General features: G+C 59.8%; 19 protein-coding genes. 3 read left to right on the forward strand and 16 right to left on the reverse strand.

Translation table 11 applies throughout. The annotated features are described in order from the left end of the window. The first annotated feature begins 97 nt into the window (after nt 1-97). On the forward strand, nt 98-562 hold the full coding sequence (gene bfr, locus GHO32_RS05820) for a bacterioferritin (protein ID WP_048373825.1): 465 nt from the start codon (nt 98-100) through the stop codon (nt 560-562). A 70-nt stretch (nt 563-632) separates the two neighbouring features. Here the strand turns inward: bfr and uvrA are convergent, their stop codons facing one another. Next, nucleotides 633-3467, reverse strand: coding sequence for an excinuclease ABC subunit UvrA (gene uvrA, locus GHO32_RS05825; protein ID WP_048373823.1), 2835 nt, complete (start codon nt 3465-3467; stop codon nt 633-635). 227 nt (nt 3468-3694) lie between these two features. On the opposite strand from uvrA, the gene GHO32_RS05830 reads away from it, so the two are divergent. After that, nucleotides 3695-5086: an MFS transporter gene (locus tag GHO32_RS05830; protein WP_048373821.1), complete on the forward strand. Its 1392-nt coding sequence runs from the start codon at nt 3695-3697 to the stop codon at nt 5084-5086. Nucleotides 5087-5095: 9 nt separating this feature from the next. Next, the gene (locus tag GHO32_RS05835) at nt 5096-5617 is read left to right on the forward strand and encodes a single-stranded DNA-binding protein (RefSeq protein ID WP_048373818.1); all 522 of its coding nucleotides are present in this window, start codon (nt 5096-5098) and stop codon (nt 5615-5617) included. 263 nt (nt 5618-5880) lie between these two features. Here GHO32_RS05835 and GHO32_RS05840 read toward each other — a convergent pair whose 3' ends face one another. The 15 genes from GHO32_RS05840 to GHO32_RS05910 all read right to left on the reverse strand — a co-directional run bounded on the left by GHO32_RS05840 (nt 5881) and on the right by GHO32_RS05910 (nt 23683). Next, nucleotides 5881-7458 carry an aldehyde dehydrogenase (NADP(+)) gene (locus tag GHO32_RS05840; RefSeq protein WP_153335217.1) on the reverse strand — a complete coding sequence of 526 codons (1578 nt, stop codon included), beginning with the start codon at nt 7456-7458 and terminating at the stop codon, nt 5881-5883. Between the two features lie 71 nt (nt 7459-7529). Then, the gene (locus GHO32_RS05845; protein WP_153335216.1) at nt 7530-8954 is read right to left on the reverse strand and encodes an FAD-binding oxidoreductase; all 1425 of its coding nucleotides are present in this window, start codon (nt 8952-8954) and stop codon (nt 7530-7532) included. After that, nucleotides 8951-9493 carry a permease gene (locus GHO32_RS05850; RefSeq protein WP_153335215.1) on the reverse strand — a complete coding sequence of 181 codons (543 nt, stop codon included), beginning with the start codon at nt 9491-9493 and terminating at the stop codon, nt 8951-8953. Before GHO32_RS05850 ends, GHO32_RS05845 begins: the two co-directional genes overlap by 4 nt. Before the next feature lie 46 nt (nt 9494-9539). Further along, nucleotides 9540-10631 carry an ABC transporter permease gene (locus tag GHO32_RS05855; RefSeq protein WP_153335214.1) on the reverse strand — a complete coding sequence of 364 codons (1092 nt, stop codon included), beginning with the start codon at nt 10629-10631 and terminating at the stop codon, nt 9540-9542. After that, the gene (locus GHO32_RS05860; RefSeq protein ID WP_153335213.1) at nt 10624-11619 is read right to left on the reverse strand and encodes an ATP-binding cassette domain-containing protein; all 996 of its coding nucleotides are present in this window, start codon (nt 11617-11619) and stop codon (nt 10624-10626) included. The genes GHO32_RS05855 and GHO32_RS05860 overlap by 8 nt, the downstream gene beginning before the upstream one ends. 2 nt (nt 11620-11621) lie before the next feature. Beyond that, nucleotides 11622-12683: a TauD/TfdA family dioxygenase gene (locus GHO32_RS05865; protein WP_153335212.1), complete on the reverse strand. Its 1062-nt coding sequence runs from the start codon at nt 12681-12683 to the stop codon at nt 11622-11624. Between the two features lie 25 nt (nt 12684-12708). Continuing rightward, nucleotides 12709-13371, reverse strand: a complete 663-nt coding sequence (locus GHO32_RS05870) for a class I SAM-dependent methyltransferase (protein ID WP_153335211.1) — start codon at nt 13369-13371, stop codon at nt 12709-12711. Nucleotides 13372-13448: 77 nt separating this feature from the next. Continuing rightward, a complete protein-coding gene (locus GHO32_RS26625; protein ID WP_218576911.1) occupies nt 13449-16451 on the reverse strand; it encodes a citrate/2-methylcitrate synthase in 3003 nt (1000 codons plus the stop codon). A 35-nt stretch (nt 16452-16486) separates the two neighbouring features. Next, the gene (locus GHO32_RS05880; protein ID WP_153337996.1) at nt 16487-17482 is read right to left on the reverse strand and encodes a hypothetical protein; all 996 of its coding nucleotides are present in this window, start codon (nt 17480-17482) and stop codon (nt 16487-16489) included. A 4-nt stretch (nt 17483-17486) separates the two neighbouring features. Continuing rightward, on the reverse strand, nt 17487-19061 hold the full coding sequence (locus tag GHO32_RS05885; protein WP_153336421.1) for an acyl-CoA ligase (AMP-forming), exosortase A system-associated: 1575 nt from the start codon (nt 19059-19061) through the stop codon (nt 17487-17489). Between the two features lie 10 nt (nt 19062-19071). Further along, nucleotides 19072-20250, reverse strand: coding sequence for a PLP-dependent decarboxylase (locus tag GHO32_RS05890; protein ID WP_153336422.1), 1179 nt, complete (start codon nt 20248-20250; stop codon nt 19072-19074). A gap of 1 nt (nt 20251) precedes the next feature. Continuing rightward, nucleotides 20252-21229 carry a hypothetical protein gene (locus GHO32_RS05895; RefSeq protein ID WP_218577043.1) on the reverse strand — a complete coding sequence of 326 codons (978 nt, stop codon included), beginning with the start codon at nt 21227-21229 and terminating at the stop codon, nt 20252-20254. 14 nt (nt 21230-21243) lie between these two features. Next, complete coding sequence (locus GHO32_RS05900; protein ID WP_048388963.1) at nt 21244-22233, reverse strand: ferritin-like domain-containing protein; 990 nt, start codon at nt 22231-22233, stop codon at nt 21244-21246. 2 nt (nt 22234-22235) lie between these two features. Continuing rightward, complete coding sequence (locus GHO32_RS05905) at nt 22236-22808, reverse strand: hypothetical protein (protein WP_153336423.1); 573 nt, start codon at nt 22806-22808, stop codon at nt 22236-22238. Beyond that, nucleotides 22805-23683 (reverse strand): hypothetical protein, encoded by an 879-nt coding sequence (locus tag GHO32_RS05910; protein ID WP_153336424.1) that lies wholly within the window; start codon nt 23681-23683, stop codon nt 22805-22807. Before GHO32_RS05910 ends, GHO32_RS05905 begins: the two co-directional genes overlap by 4 nt. Between the last annotated feature and the right edge of the window lie 28 nt (nt 23684-23711).

Raw genomic sequence — 23711 nt, forward strand, 5'->3', positions numbered from 1 at the left:
TTTTCTGTGCAAATTAGCGTTTTTATTGCGATTGAGCCGTGACCTCTCAGTCAGCTTGGTTCAAACTACAGCCTTTCAAGCAGGGAGATGTGGGGCGATGCTAGGGCACCCGGACGTAATCGATTACCTCAACACGTTGTTAACCGGCGAGCTGGCTGCACGTGACCAATATTTTGTCCATTCCCGTATGTACGAGGACTGGGGCTTCACCAAGTTGTACGAGCGTATCAACCACGAAATGGAAGAAGAGGCACAACACGCTGATGCGTTGATGCGCCGGATTCTCATGCTCGAGGGTACGCCACGCATGCGCCCGGACGATCTGGACGTCGGCACCACCGTGCCAGAGATGCTCGCCGCCGATTTGCGCCTGGAGTACAAAGTGCGTGCTGCACTGTGCAAAGGTATCGAGTTGTGTGAGCTGCACAAAGACTACGTGAGCCGCGACATCCTGCGCATTCAGTTGGCAGACACTGAAGAAGACCACACCTACTGGCTGGAGAAACAGCTGGGCCTGATCAAGTCCATCGGTCTGCAGAACTACCTGCAATCGCAGTTCTGATAGGCAGTCTTCACGCCCAACAAAAAGCCCCTGTCATTTCGCAATGAGAGGGGCTTTTTAATACCGCGATTTAAGCGCGGTCGCGGATCAGCAACGGCTTCAGGTAGAAGCCGGTGTGAGACTGAGTCATCTCAGCCACTGCTTCCGGCGTGCCGGTCGCAATGATCTGCCCACCTTTCGAGCCGCCTTCCGGACCCAGGTCCACCAGCCAGTCTGCGGTTTTGATCACATCCAGGTTGTGCTCAATCACCACCACCGTGTTGCCGTGGTCGCGCAGCCTGTGCAGCACTTCCAGCAATTGCTTGATGTCTGCAAAGTGCAGGCCGGTAGTCGGCTCATCAAGGATATACAGCGTTTTGCCGGTGTCGCGCTTGGACAGCTCGCGAGACAACTTGACCCGCTGCGCCTCACCGCCTGACAGCGTCGTGGCGGATTGCCCAAGCTTGATGTACGACAAACCTACGTCCATCAACGTTTGCAGCTTACGCGCCAGTGCAGGGACTGCATCGAAGAACTCACGCGCTTCTTCGATCGTCATCTCCAGCACTTCATGGATGCTCTTGCCCTTGTACTTGATCTCAAGGGTTTCGCGGTTATAGCGCTTGCTCTTGCAGACGTCACACGGCACGTAGATATCCGGCAGAAAGTGCATTTCTACCTTGATAAGGCCATCGCCCTGACACGCCTCGCAGCGCCCGCCTTTCACGTTGAACGAGAAACGCCCCGGACCATAACCCCGTGAACGGGACTCAGGCACGCCCGAAAACAGCTCGCGGATCGGCGTAAACAGCCCGGTATAGGTTGCAGGGTTAGAGCGCGGCGTCCGGCCAATCGGGCTTTGATCAATGTCGACGACTTTATCCAGATGCTCCAGCCCTTTGATGCTGTCATGGGCAGCAGCTTCCAGGGTGGTGGCGCCATTGAGTGCGGTCGCACTCAGCGGATACAGCGTGTTGTTGATCAGTGTCGATTTGCCCGAACCCGAAACACCGGTCACGCAGGTCAACAGACCAATCGGTATTTCAAGGTCGACGTTGCGCAAGTTGTTGCCGCGGGCGCCCTTGAGCGACAAGGTCAGCTTCTTGTTGCGTGGCGTGCGTTTGGCAGGGACTTCAATTTTCACCCGGCCAGACAGGTACTTGCCGGTGAGCGAGTCAGGGTGCGCCATCACTTCGGCAGGCGTCCCCTCAGCCACGATATGCCCGCCATGCACCCCGGCACCCGGGCCGATGTCCACCACGTAATCCGCCAGGCGAATAGCGTCTTCGTCGTGCTCAACCACAATCACCGTGTTGCCGATATCGCGCAGGTGCTTGAGCGTGCCCAGCAAGCGATCGTTATCGCGCTGGTGCAAACCAATCGAGGGTTCGTCGAGGATGTACAGAACGCCCACCAAACCCGCGCCAATCTGGCTGGCCAGACGAATCCGCTGCGCCTCGCCGCCCGACAGCGTGTCAGCACTGCGGTCCAGCGACAGGTAGTCGAGGCCCACATTCACCAAAAACTGCAGGCGCTCGCGGATTTCCTTAAGAATCTTGTCCGCGATTTCACCACGCCGCCCGGTCAGGCTCAGGCTACTGAAATACTCAGTCGCATCACCAATCGGCATATTGGTCACGGCCGGCAGGTTTTTCTCACCCACCCATACATGACGGGCCTCGCGGCGCAGGCGGGTGCCACGGCAATCCGGGCAAGACTGCGTGCTGAGGAACTTGGCCAGCTCTTCACGCACTGTGGCGGACTCGGTTTCCCGATAGCGGCGTTCAAGGTTCGGCACAATCCCTTCAAAAGGGTGAGCGCGCTTCACGATGTCGCCGCGATCATTCAGATAGCGGAAATCCACGTTCTGCGAGCCACTGCCGTACAGAATGACTTTCTGCTTGTCGGCAGGCAGTTCATTGAACGGCACTTCAAGGCTGAAATCGTAATGCTTGGCCAGGGCCCCGAGCATCTGGAAGTAATAGACGTTGCGCCTGTCCCAACCGCGGATGGCACCCTCGGCCAGGGTCAACTCACCGTTCACCAGGCGCTTGATATCAAAGAACTGCTTCACCCCCAGACCGTCGCAGGTCGGGCACGCACCAGCCGGGTTGTTAAATGAAAACAGCTTGGGCTCAAGCTCACTGATGGCATGGCCGCAGATCGGGCAGGCGAAGCGCGCAGAGAAGATGATCTCTTCACCCGGCTCATCGTCCATCGGCGCGACCAGCGCAATACCGTCGGCCAGCTTCAGCGCCGTTTCAAATGACTCCGCCAAGCGCTGCTGCAGATCAGCACGTACTTTAAAGCGGTCAACCACCACATCAATGGTGTGCTTCTTCTGCTTGTCGAGTTTAGGCAGCTCATCCAGCTCACAGAGCTTGCCGTCCACACGGGCCCGCACAAAACCCTGCGCACGCAACTCCTCAAACACCGACAGGTGCTCACCTTTGCGCTCGCGGATCACCGGCGCCAGCAGCATCAACTTGCTGCCTTCAGGCTGAGCCAGCACCAGGTCAACCATCTGGCTGACCGTCTGGGCTTCCAGAGGGATGTCGTGATCCGGGCAACGCGGGATACCGACGCGGGCGTAGAGCAGGCGCAGGTAATCGTAAATCTCGGTGATCGTACCGACCGTAGAGCGCGGGTTGTGCGAGGTCGACTTCTGCTCGATCGAAATCGCCGGTGACAACCCTTCGATAGTATCGACGTCGGGCTTTTCCATCATCGACAAGAACTGGCGGGCATAAGCCGACAAGGACTCGACGTAACGCCGCTGGCCTTCGGCATACAACGTGTCAAACGCCAGGGATGATTTGCCGGAGCCAGACAGTCCGGTGATGACGATCAGTTTGTCCCTTGGCAGGGTCAGGTCGATGTTCTTCAGGTTGTGGGTTCGTGCCCCACGTATCAGGATCTTGTCCACTGCGGCCTCGCTTGGCGGGCATAACGTAAACGACTGAGTATACGTATCTGCGGGAAAACTGTGCAGGCCCTTGATGGCTGCATGTCATCAGCGGTTGCTGACGTTGGGTGTGTGAGCTGTCAGGCGTTTCTTAACTTTTACGTGACAAAGCGTCGCGGCCCGCTCCTGTGTGTGCTGTTACTCGATGGGACTGATAGAATCGCCGCCGGTTCACATGAGGTTTTTCCATGCACGATCCCCAAAGCGAACGCATGAGTGGCAGCGAGACCCGCGCAGCCAGCGGTCTGGCACTTGTGTTTGCGTTCCGTATGCTTGGCATGTTTATGGTGTTGCCGGTTCTGGCGACCTATGGCATGGACCTGGCAGGCGCTACACCTGCACTGATTGGATTGGCGATAGGCGCTTACGGCCTGACTCAGGCGCTCTTTCAGATCCCTTTCGGGATCATTTCCGACCGTATTGGCCGACGCCCGGTCATCTACCTCGGGTTGATCGTGTTTGCCCTGGGCAGCGTACTGGCGGCTCAATCGGACTCCATTTGGGGCGTGATTGCAGGGCGCGTCCTGCAAGGCGCTGGCGCCATTTCGGCGGCCGTGATGGCGCTGCTCTCCGACCTCACCCGCGAACAGCACCGCACCAAGGCCATGGCCATGATCGGCATGACCATCGGCTTGTCCTTTGCTGTTGCCATGGTCGTCGGGCCGCTGCTGACCCGCGCCTTCGGCCTGTCCGGGTTGTTCCTGGCCACGGGGGCGATGGCGCTGCTGGGCATCGTGATCATCCGGTTTATGGTGCCGCGTTCTACCGACACCTTGCAGCACCGCGAATCCGGTGTGGCCAAGCAGGCCTTGTTGCCCACCTTGCGCCATCCCGACCTGCTGCGCCTGGATTTGGGCATCTTTGTGTTACACGCCATGTTGATGTCCAGCTTCATTGCCTTGCCGCTGGCGCTGGTCGAAAAAGCCGGCCTGCCCAAGGAGCAGCACTGGTGGGTATACCTTACCGCGCTGCTGATTTCTTTCTTCGCCATGATCCCGTTCATCATCTACGGCGAAAAGAAACGCAAAATGAAACGAGTTTTGCTCGGCGCCGTCAGTACGTTGATGCTGACTGAGCTATTCTTCTGGCAGTTCGGTGACAGTTTACGAACGTTGGTGATCGGCACGGTGGTGTTCTTTACCGCGTTTAATCTGCTGGAGGCGTCATTGCCTTCATTGATCAGCAAAGTGTCACCGGCGGGCGGCAAAGGGACGGCGATGGGGGTGTATTCCACCAGCCAATTCCTCGGTTCGGCACTGGGCGGCATACTCGGCGGCTGGTTTTTCCAGCATGGCGGTTTGTCGGCTGTGTTCCTGGGATGCGCAGCTCTGGCTGCACTCTGGCTGGTCTTTGCTGTTACCATGCGCGAACCACCTTACGTAACAAGCCTGCGCTTGCCGTTGTCACCTCAAGCGTTGCGCGAAGCAGGTCTGGCAGAGCGTTTAAAGGCCGTTAAGGGCGTTACAGATGCAGTGGTCGTGACTGAAGAGTCTGCGATTTATATCAAATTGGACACCGAACTATTGGATCGCGCGACACTTGAGCAGCTGGTTAACCCGGCGCCGGTGCGCGAAGCCTAGGAGAACGTTATGGCCCGTGGGGTTAACAAAGTTATATTGGTCGGCACATGCGGCCAGGATCCCGAAGTTCGCTACTTGCCTAACGGTAATGCCGTGACCAACCTGAGTCTGGCAACCAGCGAACAATGGACCGACAAACAAACCGGTCAGAAAGTCGAAAAGACTGAATGGCACCGTGTATCGATGTTCGGCAAAGTGGCCGAAATCGCTGGCGAATACCTGCGCAAGGGTTCGCAGGTGTACATCGAAGGCAAGCTGCAAACCCGTGAGTGGGAAAAAGACGGTATCAAGCGTTACACCACCGAAATCGTGGTCGACATGCAAGGCACCATGCAGCTGCTGGGTGGCCGTCCACAGGGCGACCAACAAAACCAGGGTGGCGGTAACAACTACCAGCAATCCGCTCCGCGTCAGCAGGCACAACGCCCTGCGCCGCAGCAACAGCAACAACAGTCGCGTCCAGCGCCGCAACAGCAGGCTCCACAGCCAGCCGCGGACTTCGACAGCTTCGACGACGATATTCCGTTCTGAGAATTACCTGAGACATAGATGTAAGGTTTCTTTCGGAAAGCCCCTGTATAGGGCAATGCTGTTCACATAAGCGAAAGCGAACCCTGTAGGAGCGAGCTTGTCTCGCGATCTTTTGATCTTTAAAAGCTCGCGAGACAAGCTCGCTCCTACAGTTACTCGTACGCATCTCATAAGTGAACAGCATTACCTATATAGGGGCTTTTTTTATGGTTTTACGACGCGAAGTTTTAAACCTTGAAGTGTTGTCCCCATCAGGAAAAAGCTCAGGCAAGCACACATTCCCCATTAACCGTCCGCCAGAGTTCTAGCGGATTGCCATCCTGTAGCGCTGCGGGCATCAAAGCCGCAGGCACGTCCTGATAACACACGGGCCGCAGGAATCTGTCGATGGCGCTGGCGCCGACCGCGCTGCTGCGACTGTCCGAACTGGCCGGGAACGGGCCGCCGTGCACCATCGCGTGAGACACCTCGACATTGTTCGGATAACCGTTCACCAGAATACGGCCTGCCTTGCGCTCAAGAATGGGCAGCAGTTTTTTGGCTAGCCCATGATCAGCGTCATCCAGGTGCAAGGTCGCCGTCAGCTGCCCTGACAGGTGCTCGGCGACCGTCAGCATTTCATCTTCATTCTTGCAGGCGACGATCAGCGAGCTGGGGCCGAATAGTTCGTCGCTCAGTCGTTCTGTCGCCAGAAAGGTGGCTGCATCTGTGACGAACACTGTGGCTTGCGCTGCACAGGGCTTTTGCGCTGGCCCACCTTGCCCCAGCGTTGTAACGCCGTTGATAATGCCCGTCTCCTCGACACCGGCGAGGTAAGCCTGATGTATGCCTGGCGTCAGCAGGGTTGCCGCCGCCTTTGTGCGCAGGGTATCCAGGGCTGTATCGCAAAACTGGGTCAGAGACGGGCCTTCCAGGGCAATCACCAAGCCCGGATTGGTGCACAGTTGCCCCGCGCTCATTGTCAGCGCCTCGACGAATCCACGGCCGATTTCGCTGGCGCGCATCGACAGCGCATGCGGCAACAGGAATACGGGATTGATGCAGCTCATTTCGGCGTACACCGGAATCGGTTCGCTGCGTTGCGCCGCTGTACGCATTAGCGCCAGGCCGCCTTGTCGCGAACCTGTAAAGGCGACGGCCTTGATCGAGGGATGGCTGACCAGGGTCTGGCCGAACAGGTGACTGTCGCCTATAAGTAGGGAAAACACGCCCTCTGGTAACGAGTGAGCAGCGGCTGCCTGCTGAATCACTTGGCCAACCAGTTCAGACGTACCCAGATGAGCCTCGTGCGCCTTGACCACGATCGGGCAGCCCGCGGCCAGAGCCGCGGCACTGTCGCCGCCGGCAACCGAAAACGCCAGGGGAAAGTTACTCGCACCAAATACCGCCACCGGGCCGAGGGCGATCTTGTGCAATCTCAGGTCGGGGCGAGAAGGGAGGCGCGTCGGCAACGCGCTGTCCAGGGTGGCGCCGAGGTAGTGGCCATCGCGAACAACTTTCGCAAATAACCGCAACTGGCTGACGGTGCGGCCCCGCTCGATGATCAGGCGCGCGGCAGGCAATCCCGACTCCAGGCAAGCGCGCTCGATCAGCGCAGCCCCCAACGCCAAAATGCCCGTGGCAATCGCTTCCAGAAATTGAGCGCGCTGCTCTGCCGTGGTCGCGCGGTAGCGATCGAAGGCTTGTTGCGCCAGCGTGCAGGCCTGCTCAATGTCTGTCATACCGCCGACGCCGAACTCAGGCCCCAGCGTTTCATGGGTGGCAGGGTTGATTGCACACAGCGATCCGTTGTCGCCACGCACGGCCGACTGGCCGATGAGCATTTTGCCGGTAATCATCATGTTTCCTATCGCTTGCTGTGCCATCGTCAGGCCCGATTTTTCGTTGAAATGAACTGCGCAGGCGGTTCGTTCTAGGTATAGCGGTAGCGGCCCAGCACAGCCTGCGGGTCCATCAACTGCTGCATGGCCCTGCTGATGTGCTGCACCTCAGGCGTCGTGTACTTGCTGTAATAAGCGGCATTCATTGGCCCGACACCATGCTCTGCACTGAAGCAGCCGCCGTTTTCGGACACCCGTTTATAAATGCCGCTGCGCACAGCGACGATCTTGGCGATGCCGTACTGGGCGATGTGCGCGTGCGGGATAAGCACAATCAAATGGCAGCCGCCGTCGGCAAAATGGCCGAAATCGTAAAGCTGCAGCAGCGGGTGTTCCTGCGCTAGCCACTGCGCAGCCTGATCTCTGAAAGCCACTAATTGTGAGCGCGAAAACGCCACGTCGAACGAGAGCGGGATACCTTCCTTGGCGATGGCCAAAGGCAGGTTGTCTCGCAGTGTCCAAAAGCTGCTGGGGTTCCCCAGAACAGCGTCGAGAACCCGGCCGCTTTCATACAGCGCTTCCAGCACCTGTTCGGTTCGTTGCGCAAAAACTGTGTGCAAGCCAGGCATGCTGCTGGCGATCTCAATCAGGGCATAACAGCTTGCCGACGATTGGCTGAACGGGTGGCGCAGGGTGGGGAAGTTGCGCAACGTAATGGCGAGCGCCGCCTCGGATATCACTTCGAACGCACACAGCAGGTCGCCAAATTGACGTTCGAAGGCCTGCAGCACCTCTAGCGCTGTCCCATGGTCAGGCAAGGCAACAAACATGCTCTGTGTCGACTGGTCGAGGCGTTTGAGCTCAAGAGTCGCCGCCGTAATGATCCCGAAGGCGCCGCCGGTGCCGACAAACATCTGCTTGAGGTCGAGCCCGGTATTGTTCTTGCGCAACGGCGCGAGCAACTGCACCACGGTGCCGTCGCCGTCGGCCAGCACTACCTCGATGCCGAGCAGGTTATGGCGCACGTCGCCATGCTTGAGCAAGCGGCTACCGCCGGCATTGGCGCCGATCAGTCCGCCTATCGCCGGATCGCTGCCGACATCGATAGGGAAGCACAGCGAATGGGGCTCCAGTTGGCGATTCAACTCAGACAAGAGCACACCAGCGTCAACAATGACCGTGCGGTTCAAGGGATCAATCTCGCGCACTCGGCGTAAGCGCGAAAGGGACACGATGACTTGCGTGCCGGAGTTGTCGGTGACGGCGCCGCCCACCAACCCGCTGCGGTTACCTTGGGCGACCAGCCGTATACGATGGCGCACCGCGATGCGCATCAGCGCGCTGACCGCGTGAGTATCACGCGGGAGCACGACCGCCGCCGCCTTGCCCCGGCACTGCGCGACGTCGATTTCATAAGGTGCACAGGCCGCCCCGGTCAGCAGTGACGCCTGCCCCAGCACGTCGGCGACTTCGGTCAGGAACGCGTGGAGTCCCGATGCAAGTTCCAGGTCGCTCATGGCGTCGCAACCACGCGCTTGAGCAACTGGCTGCGTGTGAGCACCAGCGCGACGATGGGCAATACGCCTCCCAGCAGCGTGTTATGGCGAAAAGCCAATGACACCGCGACGGCGATGGCAGCGGCAATCAGCAGCATCACCGAGAGTTTTCTAATCAACCCATGATCGCTGCTGGCTTCGCCGATAAAACCGAGTGGCGAAAGCCGGGTGGCGCCCAAGCCAATCACCAAGACGCACGCCAGCACGGGGGCCGCTCCCAGCTCCTGCCCCCACACTTGCAACGCCGCAGTAGAGACCCATGCCAGCAGGGCGCCAATCATCAGGTACAAGTCGACGCCCAGCGCGATCCAGTGACCTGGGCGGTACTTGAACAGCCACCACACGTGCGCAATGCTCAGAATGCCGCTGACCACATACGCGGTATCCCAGCGCACGCCTGCCTCGCCTGGGCCAAAACGACCATACAAAAGGAACACAATGACCGGAATGAATGCGCTGGCATTCGACAAATAGGCACGGCCTAGCTTGCTGATAGACATGCTGGTTTCCTTGAATAGAGATGCAATGAAATGCCCGGGGCGGGGCTTAACTTTTGTGCCAGCGGAACATGAAGGTCGCGGCAGAGAGGAACAAAGCGGTCCAGCCTGCCAGGGTCAACAAGGGCAGCCACAGCGAAGGCAGGGACGCGCCGTCGAGCATCACTTGGCGCAGTACCGAGACAAACTGGTTGATTGGAATCACCGAGAGCATGTTTTTGATCCAGGCGGGCGCATCGTTCAACGGGATGGTCAGGTTGCCGAAGAACAGGGCCGGGTAATGGATCAGATGGCACAGCAATTCGGTTTCTTTTATCGAGGCGGTACGACTGGCCAGCAGGGTGCCGAGGCACAGCAACATGACGCCGCCCAGCACAATCACCGGCAACGCGCGCAAGGTCTGCACACTCCACAACGAGAGGTCGATGCCGTATCCAAAGCGCGCCACCAGCAGCAAGGAGCCCACCGAAATCAGCATCATGACCACCCGCGACACGAGGATAGAGGCCAGAAAAACCAGCTTCGGCACGGGAAAGCAGGCGTAGATCTTGAGCGCGTTGTGTTCACGCAAGCTGGCAATCGACAAGGCGGTGGACATGATGCCGAGTGACATCAAACAGATGACCAAAATGCCGGTGGTAAAAAACTGGCCGTAGTCGAAGGGCTTGGCACCGGAGGCCGTGTCTTCGAAATGCACCAGGTCTGCCGACACAATGCCGCGCTGGGCCGCCGAACACCTGACCGCCGCAATCTCGATCACGCGTGCGGCGGCGCGTACCGCGAGCTGGCCGTTGAAGTCGTATTGCACCTGCAACGGGCCATCGCCTGCCGGGAATACAATGCGCACCGTGTCTGCTGCGATGGCGGCAGTGTTGCTGACGGTTGCGAAGTCAGCCTTTACAGGATCACCGCCCGCAAACGCCTGCTGGATCGCAAACTGGCAACTGGTGTTTGAGCTGGCCTGGACGCCTGCCTCCACAAACTCGACCTTGACCGTACCGAGTGAGCCTCGATGACCGAAAGCCATCAGCATTACGGTCAGCAGCAGGATGGGAAAGGCCAGGGCCCAGAACAGCGCCGACTTGCTGCGAAAAAAACCCAGCAGTTCGTTGCGCGTCAATATCGCCAGTACGCTAAGCATCCAGTTCTCCTTGGGCGCAGAGGTGCAACATATCGCGGTAGTGGGTGGGGCCGAACTCACAGTGCTGGAACGCAACGTTGCCGATCAGGCGGCGTATCAACGGCTCCAGTTCCTGCGTGCCGTACACGCTGATTTCATTGGGTGATGGCCTTGACAACCGCAGCGTCGCGCTTTCACGCTCCAGCTGGTGATAGATGGCGTTGACTTGATCAACATCGTCCAACTGCAAACAGGCATGAAAGGCGCCGACCAGGCGGTTCTTCAGTGATTCTTTATCGCCTCGATACTCAACCCCGCCGTTGCACACCCACACCACGTCGCTGGCGGCATCCAGCTCTTCTACCGAGTGGCAAATCATGATGATCGTCAGGCCAGCCAGGTCGTAGCGCAGCAGGTGTGCGACGCGCTCTATGTACGCGCGGTCAAGCCCGGTAAATGGCTCGTCAAGGACTGCAAGTTCCGGGTGGTGGGCCAGCGACACGAACAAGTCGAGCCGCTGTTTCTGGCCGCGTGACAGTGCCCGATAAGGCAGTTTGCGCAGCGCTTCGATATCCAGAGCCTGCGCCACCTGCGGGTCTTGCTTGCCGTACAAGGCCAGATGCAAATCGAGGATCTCCCGCACATTCGACGAGTCTTCATACTCGACCCGCTGCAATTGCACCCCCAGTCGCTGGCGGTGCCGGGTGCTTTGCAGAAAACGCGCCGCCGCCACCCCCAGAATCTGCGCCCCTTCCAGATGCGCCTGACGGAACCCGAGCAAGGCTTCGATCAGGGTGGTCTTGCCGGCGCCATTGGGGCCGATGATGGCGGTATGCCGACCGCTTCGAAAATGCAGATCGCGGACCTCGAAGCGGAAACTGCCAGCGCTGACCCGGATCAGTTTGGCTTCCATCGCATAAGTGGGCGTGGGTGCCAACTGCACCTCACGGTGCACGGCAGGTTCAGGCAGCCCGTGTTTGTCGTCTGTCAGCAGGATTGGACTGTTCATGGTCAATCGAACAACGCGACTTGGACATCGCGTTGGCCTTTGAAAGGATTGCGGCCATGGGCGACAGCAATGTTATCGATCAACAGCAGGTCACCGCTGCGCCAAGGAAAAGCGATCTCCTGCGCCTCCAGCGCGTCGTAGATCGGCGCGATGTCAGCCTCCGGGATCGGCGTACCGTCGCCCAGCCGCACATCGTAAGGACGGGCCGGTTTGTCTTGATAAGCGTGCTGAATGTAGGCGTAACCCGGCTTGCCAAGGGAGCGGGCATTGTTGTGTTGGGTCGAGAGTTGGTTGAACCAGATGGATTCGCCCGTCAGCGGATGTTTCAAGACGGCGTCACCGGTATGCGACACCGTGATGCTGCCGTCTTCGAGCCACTGGTAATCGAGGTGTGTCTCGCGGCACAGCTGTTCCACCCGCTGCGGATCATCGGTCAGAAACGCCTCATCCCAAGGCCGGTGGTATTCGCGCATATGGGTGTTGCGCGGTTCATTCTCGGGCGTGCTGGGGGCACGGAAGTTGCGCACATACTGAATGCGCGCGGCGCTGAGGCGTTCGACCAATGGCACTGGCAAGCGGCGGGTAACGGCACGCATGTCACACAGAATGGTTTCGCCGCCTTCTACCGAGGGCTGTTTGCAAAAGAAGGCGAGTTTCAGTGGGTAGTGCGCCATGTAGGCCTTTTCCTGATGCAGGCCAATTTTCAGAGTGGGCGGGATACGGGTCGATTCGTAGACTCTGCCCTCGATGTTCTTGCGTGGCGTGGCGCCGCCGATATAACCGAATGCGTGCTCAGGGTAGTTTTGCGCAATCACCTGGAAGTCCGCGATTTCGCGCAATGCAAAACCACGGAACAACAGACAGCCGAATTCCAGCAGCAGGCTGTCAAAGACTGCCCGATGCTGGCGATACCACGCCGCAAACGCTTCGCTGTCATCGCTTAGCGTGTTGTCCACAGGCGTTATGACCAGCGGCATGGGCCCGTGTGACAGGAACCCACACTGCACCTGCGAGCTGCCCAGCATTGCCTGAAAGTGCTCAACCCGATCTGTACGTTGATCCATAGCTTTGTCCTCGGCGAGTTGCGTATCAAACCAACAAAGGCTTTTTAATGAGGATTTCGAAACCCAGTGCGCCCATCCCTGAACGGGGGCTGGTCACCACCGTGCAATGCTCCAGGCCCGCCTCGATAACCAGCTCGCGCGCTTCTTGCAGGGTGACTTTTTCTTCGACATGGGTCGGTGGATAACCCACCGACGCGCGCATTTGAGTGAATTTTTCCAGCAACTCCGGGGCGACATCGCGGCGCATGTCGTGCACCAGACCGACGCCGCCGGGCTGCAGTACGCGGTACATCTCGGTCAGGCTTTTCACCTTGTCCGGCAAGTGATGCAAGGTGGCGCGGCTGACCGCCATGGTCAGGCTGTTGTCCGCGAAGGGCAGGTCCAGGGCGTCGCCCACCTTGAGTTCGATGGTGTCGCTCAGGCCTAGCGCTTCGATGCGCGGACGGCCACCCTCGAGCATGGTTTCGTCCAGATCCAGGCCGATGAAATGCCAGCCTTTCAATACAGGGTCTGCCGCCAGCCGTACCGGCACCACGACGGTGGCCGTGCCGATATCGACCAGGGCGCCGGGCGGCAGGTCGCGGGCAATCTGGCGGATGCGGGTAACAAACATCACGTCCCAGGGTTCCAGTGCTTGCGAGGCAAAACGGTCGTATTCGTCGGCAGGGCGCAGGTTTTTCAATAACATTTTTAAGCTCCAGCAGTAGAGGGCGTTAAAAGAGGTTTCGGCGTAGGCATAGCAAGGGCGGTGTGCGTCTGGCTGTCTTACAGCCACCCCACTGGAACGGTGGCCAATAACGTGCGGGCGGCTTTGCTGCCGACCCCGAAAGCAGGGCGATCACGCCGCTCGATGGCATGCGCGACCATGGCCGTCACCCGGCCACAAAGCCCCAGGCCGACACCCCAGCGGGCTTGCGTCACGCCCAGATCGAGCAGGGCTGCGGCGGTGATGAAATCAATGTTCGGACGCAGGCCTTTACGCTTCAGGACGTGGGCACACACGACGTCGAAAACCTCCAGGTAGCGCCCCCCAAATCCCCATTCTGCAAACAGGGCTCTGAGGTGCGGTGGCCGTGGGTCCTGCACGAATAGCGGATGGCCGAAACCAAACAACAGGTTGCCGGGCTGGTCCAGCGCGTGGTCGACCGCCTGGCGTATGTCCGCAGGGCTGGCTTGCGCACTGATGGTCTTGAGCCAGGTCATCGCTTCTTCGGCTGCGCCGACATGGTTAGGTCCGCTGGCCATGAACCCGGCCGCCACGGCTTGGGCAATGCTGACACCGGTGCCGATGGCGGTACGGGGTACCAGCACCGTTGGCGTGATGTAGCCGAACCCGGCGTGCCAGGCCACCAGCAGGGCATCGATGACACGAATGGACGGGGCGTCGATGCGGGTCGCGCCCATGGCAGCCAGCACGGCCTCGGCGTGTTGGGTCGGTGCGGCGCCGTGGGCGGCATAACCGAGCGCCGCGTGGAGAAAGTGCGGTGTCGAGGCAATGCTGACCAGGCCCTGGATAAAGTCCGCATGCGTGGGCAAACCGCGCGCGCTCGCTTCAATCAGGGCGATGTTTTCCAGCGTTGCCAAATCGCCGAGCAGGCCGCAGGCGGCTGCCTGAACGATGCCGGCACCGCTGGCGGCCACGGCTTCGATGCCACGCCGGTAGGCGGGCTCCTGCGACAAATGGCTGGCAATGCGGACCAATACGGCGTCAATGGCCTGGCTCTGCGTCGTGGACGGCAGGTTGCCAAACCATGCCAGCCAAAGCGCCGTGGGGAAGTCGACGATGCCGATCAGGTCATTGAGGTTGCGACCTCTAACCCACAGGCCTTCATTGGGCTCCAGTGTGGCGCCGTCGATATTGGTGCCGCGATACAAGGTGCGCGGTCCGCCAAACAGGCTCTGCGCCGGTGCGGGTGTGGGCGTGTCGGCCTGGACCAACTCATCCAGCGTAATGCTGCCATGGGCGACCAGCAGGTTTTCTATGGCGTGGGCGTGTTGCGTCACGGTCGGCAGGATGTTGGCGAAAAAATACTGGGCGGTCTTGACCTTGCCACGGTAAAAAGCCGCTTCTTCGGCGCTCTGTGGCTGGCGCAACTGACGCTCTGCCAGGCAGGCCGACTCCAGCAAGACCCAGGCGCTGGCGGTGAGGCCGAGCATTTCCAGGAAACGGGTATAAAACTGGCTGGTTTCGTGTGTGCGACCGGCACGCACGTGCTCATTGATCCATGAGAGCGCCTGCTCAATGGCGACCATGGCGTTTTCCAGCAGCGGGAATTGGCCTTGCAGCTCAGTACCGGCCCCCAGTGTGCTGTTCAAGAAGGCATCCAGCTCTTCGCGCAGAAACTTGATCAGGCGTGAGTTCCTGCCAAAACCCAGCTTGTCGCGCACCAGGTCCTGGGACTGGATGTAATTGGTCCCTTCCCAGATCGACAGGATTTTCACGTCGCGGGCATTTTGCTCCACAGGGTAAGCATCGGTGTAGCCGATGCCGCCATGCACCTGGATCGCCAGCTCGCAGATTTTCCAGGCCTGGTCCGAGACGAATGCTTTGCAGATCGGCGTGAACAGCAGCACCAGTTTGCGGAATTTTTCGACTTGGGCTTCGTCCTGTATCGGCTCGGCCTCCAGGGCAAACGCCTGGGTCGATGCGCCGGTCAATTTGCCGAGCAGCCCACGGCAGCCCTCTACCCGAGCTTTCATCTCCAGCAGCATGCGCTGTACGTCGGCGTGTTCGATGATGGGCACAGCAGGGGCGCTGGCATCGGACGTGCGACTGATGGCTCGTCCTTGCAGCCGTTTACCGGCGAAATCGGCTGAGTGCAGATAAGCGCTGGAAGCCAGGCCCAGGCCGATAATCGCCGTGCTCATGCGCGCCTGGTTCATCAAGGGCACCAGTTGCAGCAACCCGGCATTCTTGCGATCGCCCAGCAGGACAGCGCGGGTGGTGCCGCTTCGACCAAACACCAGTTGGGTATTGGCGCAGCCCTTCAAGCCCATTTTGCGCAGCAAGGACGTGCACTCGACATGGTTGTCTTCCAGCTCTCCCGTTTCCGGGTTAGGCCAGAAGCGCGGCACCAGCAGGCAGGACAGCGAGTAAGAAGTCGAGGTGGTGGTATTAATGCGGCCCAAGACAAAATAAACGGTGTTTTCGGTCAGCGTATGCATGCCCGCCGAGATATAGACCTTTTCGCCGCTGACGGCGTATTCGCCGTTTTCAAGGGGTTTTGCGACGGTGGTGACAGCCGTCAGGTCGCTGCCCGCCTGCTGCTCGGTGGCGCAGAAGCACGCGTCCCAGTCGTAGTGCTGAAGCTTGCGCAGGTACGTTGCTTTTTGCGCTGCGGTACCGTGCAGCTTCAACAGTTTGATGGCCGGAAAATTGAAGCCGCCGTAGGTCATGAACGCCGGATTGGCGCCCATGAACATTTCCTGGATGGCTTGCCGAATCAGCGGTGGCAAAGCCGGTTGCTGTGATTCGCTGTCGTTGCCCAGTACCTGAATCCACTCATCCTTATAGCGTTGCCAAAGCCCGTGGAACTCTTTGGGGATTTCGACTGTGCCGTTTTCCAGCAAGCGGCACTCCTGCCGGTCAGAGGCTTGATAGGCTTTGCCCAGCTCATAAGCGAACGCTCTGGCGCGCTCCAGCAAGGCATCGTAGTAGGCACGGTTCTTGTCGTTGAACGGCGCCCGAGCGAGAAAAGTCTGGTCGGTTTTATGCAGTTCCCACAAAAAAAAGCGAAGCTCACGCAGGCTGACTTTATAAGCAGACATAGGTTTTCCTGATTAATAAGCGGTGTGATCTGGGGTCAGGCGCCAGCCTGGATCTCGGCCACAATGGCCCCGGCGGTGCCGCACAAGGCTGCATCCCACAGCAAGACGGTGGCTGTTTTACCGGGGGGGAGGCTGGCACGCAGGCGCAGGAGCGACAGCAAGGGCGCCGCGCTCGAGTGATGAGGCCGGGCACCGAATTCGAAATGCCGGTCTTGCGCAATGCCCAGTTCGCGGCTGACGCCCAAGGTGAAGCTGTCGCCGAACCCGGCCGGCAGCACCCAATCGATGTCGCTGGCGTTCAGGCCCGCCCGCTCGATCGCCGTTTGCGCGGCGCTCACCGCCAGCGGATGCAGGCGTTCAGCCAGGGCGGCGGGCGTCAGCCCCCAAGGGTTGTCGATGGCTGCGCCATAGTGCACCGCCGAGGCGCGGATCGACCCCCAGCCTGGCCCAGCCTCATCGTCGCCATCGAGCAAGATGGCCGCTGCGCCGTCGCCGTACACCACCAGGTCACCCCAGGCGCGAAAGAAGGGGTAAAGCCACTTGTCGGAGGCCACCAACAGCACCTTGCCGCCAAGACTGACCAGCGCTTCGATCATGCTCAGAGCGCTGAATACCCCCGCCGTCCCCGCTTGGCCGATGGCGAAAGGCAAGGCTTTGGGCAAACCCAGTGCATGCTGGATACGGCCTGCGACCGATTCATTGATGCGCTGGTTGAGGGCGCTGTTGGTCACCACAATGTGGGTCACCTGTGCCAGCGTGTCTGCCGGAATCTGTTCACGCAACAGCGCGACGGCCTCCAGCGCCAGGTCGGCGCCGCTTTGCGCAGGAGGCGCTACCGGCAGTTCGATGCTCGCCGTGGGAAGCAGCCGCAGCGTTTCTTCGGCGTCTATCCTGCCCTTGCCGCGCGGCATGGAAAAGACCGCTGACTTGTACAACAAATGGCCATAGCCGATGTTTTTTTCCCGGGCTTGCACCGCCTGGAACGGGGTCGTGTCGGGAGCGTGAGAAGCGATAGCGCGAATTCGAAGCATGGTGCTATTCCGTGACCGTAAGTGAGGTAGAGAAAAACTCGGAAAACTGCTGCTTCAACTGCTTTCGGTCGATCTTGCCGTTCGGGTTGCGCGGTAAAGGCGAGTCATGGAAGGACACATGCAACGGCACCATGTAGGTCGGCAGTTTTTCCCTGCACAGCTTGATCAATGCCTGGGCGGTGGTCTGAATGTGCGGGTGGGCGAACAGGCTGATGATGATGGCTTCGCCCTGTTGCGGATGCGGCACACCAAACGCTGCCGCCTCGGCAACGTCATCCACGGCAAACAGGACTTCTTCGACTTCGGTGGGGCTGACGCGATAGCCGGAGGTCTTGATCATGTCGTCGCTGCGCGCAACGAAATACAGAAAGCCGTCGTTGTCGCGGTAGACGATATCGCCCGACCAGACCGCTGTTTCGGTGCGTGAAATCTGCGGGTCCGGGCGTGGCCAGGGACGAAAGCGCTGAGCGGTCAGCTCGGGATCATTCCAGTACCCGAGCGTGACGAATGCCCCGCGGTGCACCAATTCGCCGTGCTCTCCAGCCGCACATTCGGTGCCGTCCGGGCGCATCACGCGGATATCGGCGTTGGGCACCGCCTTGCCGATGGAGTCGGGCCGCGTGGCGGCTGCTTCCGGTGCCAGGTAGGTCGAGCGGAAAGCCTCGGTCAAGCCGTACATCAGGTAGGGCAGCGCATGGGGGAATGCGCTTTTGAGTTTTTCCAGCAAAGGCGGTGGCATATGCCCGCCGGTATTGGCAAAGCAGCGAAGGCGTGCACCGGTAGGCTGCGGCCACTGTACTGAGGCCAGTTGCATCCAGAGGGGCGGCACGCCGGTAATCACCGTGACGCCATGGGCTTCGCAGAACGTCGGTACTTCGCTCGCTTGCAGAAAATCCAGCGGCGCGTAGCACGCTGCGCTGGCCAGCGCCGTGGTCAGTTGGCTGAGCCCGGCATCGAAGCTCAGCGGCAATATGCCCAGGATCACGTCATCGGCCCGCAAGCCCAGATAGTGAGCGACGCTGTGGGCGCCAGACACCAGGTTACGCTGCGACAGCACCACACCTTTTGGCCGTCCGGTTGAGCCGGAGGTATACAAAATGGCCGCAGGGTCACTGTCAGTGACGGCGCTGTGTGCGTCAGCAAGCGCGGCATCGGTCGGCGTGTCCGGGTGATCGGGTTGCAGTCTTTCCAGCGGCCAGGCATCGATTTCGATGTCCTTGACCATCGCCTCGATGCGTCTGAGGCGTGGGCCCGTGCTGACGAGCAAGCGCGCACCGCTGTCCAGCAGGATATGGCGCACCTGTTGCTCTTTGAGCTGCGGATTGATGGGCACCAGGATCGCCCCCCGGGCATTGATCGCCAGGAACATGACCACGGTTTCGTACTGCTTGCCCGCATACACCGCAACGCGTTCGCCCGCTTGCACGCCGCTATCGGCCAGCCTCTTTGTCGTCAGGCGCACGTCTTGCAGCAGTTCGGAATAAGTCGCCATCTTAGCGCCCTGCGCGAACGCACGGCGGTCGCCATGGTGGTGGGCGCTGTCTTTCAACAGGTCGTACAAACTGATGTGGGCGGTCATGGTGACGTCCCTAGGATTGGTGGATATAGGTGTGTGCGGGGCTCTGCGAGAGAAAGGCGCTGACGCTGTACGTCTGGTTGTAGGCGCCGCAGTTCTCGAAGATCACCAGATCGCCCACGCTTGGCGGCGCCGACGCGTCATGGCTCCAGCCGATCACGTCGGCGCGGCTGCAGGTGCTGCCCACGAACTGGATCGGCAACGGGGGCGCATCTACCGGCGCCGGCTGGCGCCGCAGCAGACGCGGCTGCGCGTAGTGCTTCAACATGGATTCAGTTTTGGCCAGCAAGAAGTTATGGCTCAGGCCACCGTCGCAGACGGCAACGTAGCGCTCACCCAACGCTTTGACTGAGCGCACGCGGGTCACGAAAGTGCCTGCGCCGGCGAAGACGCCGCGCCCGGATTCATGGACGACCTTGAAGTCTTTTTGCAGCGGGGCAATACGCTGGCGATACGCGTCAAACGTCTGCGCCTGGCTAGGGAAGTGCTCGGAGAAACCGCCACCGACGTTAAGAAACTCAACCGGCATGCCGGTCAGGCGTGCGACTTGCGGCGCAAAGGCCGCAAGCGCGTGGGCCAGGGCGGCAGCATCGGCACCCTTGTCATCGATGTGAAAACTGTTGGAGCCCGCAAACGTATGGAGGCCGACGACGGGCACGTTGGCTTGGGTTAATGCCGTCGTCGTCAGCAAGGCGTCGTGGCGGCTCATGCCGAAATGGTCCGCCGGGTGTTTGCCCGAACTGACCAACTGGCCCGCGTTCAAGCGTAATACCGTATGCGGTGCGGCCTGTTTACCGATGACGCGAATCAGTCGCTGCGCCTGCTCCAGGCTGTCGATAATGAACGTGCAGCGTGAAGCCAGGGCCGCGCGCATGAAATCTTCATCCATGGACGGATTATTCACGTATTTGGGGGCGTTGATGCGGCCCGCCACAATATCGAGTTCGCCCAGGCTGGCCAGCTCCACACCGTCGATGAACGCGTGGCCGCAACGGATCAACAGATCCAGGTTGGGGTTGGCCTTGAGCGACACAATCAACGGCGTACCCAACCGCTCGCGTAAATCCGCGTAACGGGCCATTACGACAGTAGGGTCCAGCACATAGCACGGCGTTTTAAGACTCAGCAGCCATTGATCGGTCGCTGCTGCTGCGTCGTCCCGGACCGGCGGGGAGGCGTGAGTGGTGGTCATGTCAATTCACCGGATGAAGGGTCAAGGCCGAAAAGGAACCGTTGTCCGATTCCGTGATGTTCATCAGATGTGCCCCGGCATCGACCTTGCTCAAGCCCCTGTCGGCCAGGTTGATCGCCAGGTCCGAGCCAAAGGAGTGACCTTTGGTCAGGATGTTGTCGGTAAAGAGCGTGGTGGCGGGAATCGCCATGGCGTTACAGAAGGCGTTCCATCCAGAGTGGTTGGAGTTGTAAGGCAAAATGCAGGTGAAATCGCGGAGCGCCACGCCACAGTCGGCCACGGCTTCCATCATGACTTTGCGGGTGTAGTGCCACTCCAGATTGAACATGGCCTGCTTCACCGCGTTGTTGGTCACGGAGCCCAGATACCAACTGCCATAATTGCGCACGGCCGTCGCGCCAACCCGGTTACGGCGGCTGTTACGGGTCACCAGCAAACACCCTGCGCCATCACTTAAAATGCTCGCCTGCAACACTCGGTAACGCTCAATGAAGACGCGGTCGGACGAGACGATCAGCACCGCGTGCAATTGGCTGTGCACTTTCATCAGCGCCTGGGCCATCTGAATGGCGACGCTGATCGAGGAGCAATTGAGCTGTGCGATTGACCCGGCCCATACAGGGTTTATGCCGAATGCCGTGGCCACTTCCAGCGGCAGGCTGCGTGGCGCTGGCGGTACGCTGAACAGCCCGGTATGCACGTGAATCACCGCCCCGATGTCGCTGCCTTTAAAGCCTTGCTCGTCTTGCAGGCGAGCGACTGCGCGCTTGGCCAGCTCGACCTCGTCGATGTCCGGTGCCACATGGAAGTAACGGCAACCCGCATTGCGGATCATCTCCAGGCGCTCGGCGGGCAACTTGTGCTGCTGAGCCCAGTCATGGAGGTCCTGGCGTTCGCCGGGCAGTTCGTAAGCGGCGGCTTCAATACCGATGGTGAAGGGGGCGGGACTGTGTGTTGCCGCAGTAGTTGGGGGCATCATGACTGTCTTCCTTGTTAAGCCGGCATCGGCATGGCGGCGTAGTCCAGCACTCTGAGCTTTTCAAAGGCATCGCTCACACGGGGCGTCAGCAAGCCCATTTCGCGGATGGTCGGCACCAGCCGCCGGAAAATGGAACGGCGCATGGAGTTGGCCACTTCCGAACTCCTGACCAGGTGGCTGCACTCTCTTTTGGATAAGCCCATCGGCTCCCATATGTCGTCGGCGCACAGGTGCTCGTACAAGGTGTAAGCCCCTTCCACCACAAACTCTTCGCGTTCCTTGCGTTCAGTGCTGCTCATTTCCTTGTACACACTGCCCAGGGTGATACGGCCAATGGCGAAGTGGCGCGCTTCATCGCGCTGAATACGCGTCATCAGGTCTTTGATGAACGGGTCTTTGGTGTAGGCGACCATGCTTTGAAACAGTGACAGCGCAATGCCCTCCACCAGCACTTGCATGCCCAGGTTGGTCATGTCGAGTTTGTTGGTGGTAATGGTCTCTTCCAGCAGGCCTTTGAGCGCCTTGCTCATGGGGTAGCTGATTGGCAGCTTGCTGTTGACCAGGCGACCAAAGGCTTCGATATGACGGGCTTCATCGATGATTTGCCCGGCGGCGCAGAGTCGGGCCGAGAGGCTTTCTTCGGCCACCGCCAGCTTCGATGCGCAGATCAGGGCCGCCTGTTCACCGTGCAGCACCTGCGACAGGGTCCAGCCTTGAGAGTGATGGCGAATTTCGGCACGGTTTTGTTCATTCATTTTGTTCCAGACATCGGTGCCGTAGATCAGCAATGTGCCGTCCGGCATGCCCAGAGGATTGTCCGGGTTGAGCTCGTAGCTCCAATCGATGTCGGTATTGACATCCCACTGGTTGGCCTTTGTCTTCTGATACAGCGCATTCAAGCTGTCATCGCTGAAGTCGTAGGTCTGCGACATGAACGCATCGACCGAGAAATTCCACTTGATCGGCTGGCCATCATCGAGTGTCTGTTCGTGCTCTGTTTGCATGATCACCCCTGTACGTGCGTGCATTTCGATTGAGATGTGGTGAACGGCTCATGCGCAGGTGATGGGTGCACCTGCGCTGTTAAGCAGTCCAGTTCGGGTAAGAACCACTCGGTGATGGCTGGCGTTGGTGGGCAATTCCAGGCGGCGATGTGCAGGCGGTTATCGCCGCCGTCCCACAGGTCGCGCCGAATCTGTTCGGCGCTGATCCAGACCACCGGTGTCGGTAGCTGGCGTGCCCAGAACAAGGCTTCATTGCTTAAGTGGGCGCCCAGCGTTACGCGTGGATCGAGCAGGTTCTTTGGCAACGCAAGGTCGATGGACGGCATGCGTACCTGCGCCAGGATCAGCGTTTGTTCGCCGCAGCTGTCCCAAATGTGCCGGGCCAGCGTCGACAGCAAGGAGTAGTACTGCTGGTTGTTGACCAGCACCGGCGTGGGGTTGTCGTGTGCGTACACGCTCCGGCGTGCATAGTCGTGGGTTTCGAACAGTGGCAGATTGCGGGCCGAACATGGGATCGCCCGGTTGTGATCCGGATTGCGCTGCAACAGCAGCGAACAGGTGTGTGCGTTCTTCACAGTTCACCTTCCAGTGCAAAGTGCAGATCGGGTGCGAGGGTTATTTGAGCAATCGAGAAATAGCCGTTCATAGCCAGCGAAGACACGATGCAGTCGCTGCCGGGGTGCGCGGAGCCCGCGCCCAGCTCGGCCAGTAGCGAAAGCCAGGGGTCGCTGCCGAAGGAATGACCGAATCGCTGATAATGGTCGGCGTGCACGCACGCCGTGTCGAAACACTTGAACAGGGCGCGGCGTGACATCTCAGGAAAGAACGGTACTGCGATACCTAAGCCAGGCCGGCTTTCGGTGAAACTGCGCAGGCTTCGCCCTAATTGCAGCAGGGCATTAGCCTGGCTTGCAGTGCCGATGAGCAGCATGTTGTTGGGCTCTGGCATCACATCAATCACTAACGTGCAGATGCCAAAACCGGATTTGCCCCAACGGTTGTTGCCTAGCCAGTAAGTAAAGTTGTGGATGTCCGTGTCGACAATCTGCAGTAACAGCCTGCGACGACCGTTGAACTGAGCCTTGCCCTGGATATACCGCAGGATGAAACCCCAGCCCGTGCATTCGTAGGCATTGGTGACCCAGTCAGGGCGGCGCCCGTAATGGCTGGCAATCGCCTCCTGGAAATAGCCTGCATGGGGCGAGCCGTCCGCCAAAAACTGCGACAACACGGTAGAACTCACCACGTAATCGTCGATGGGGTCTGCGTCGCTTGCATAACGGCAAGCCTCATCGCCGACCCGCTGCCCCAGCGCCAGCGCCGCATCCTCCAGGCTGACCTGGGGCGACACAAAGGGCGTTTCGGTGCGCCGGTAAGCCACCGTATGGACCCTGAAAGCCGGAACGGTGCCAAGCGACGGCGTTGATGCAAAGGGCGGCGAGTTCGACATGGTGAGCTTCTGGTATGAGGGTGGTTGG

Origin of the sequence: Pseudomonas sp. FSL R10-2189, assembly GCF_009600325.1 — a bacterium.
GTDB classification, from domain to species: Bacteria; Pseudomonadota; Gammaproteobacteria; order Pseudomonadales; family Pseudomonadaceae; genus Aquipseudomonas; species Aquipseudomonas helleri.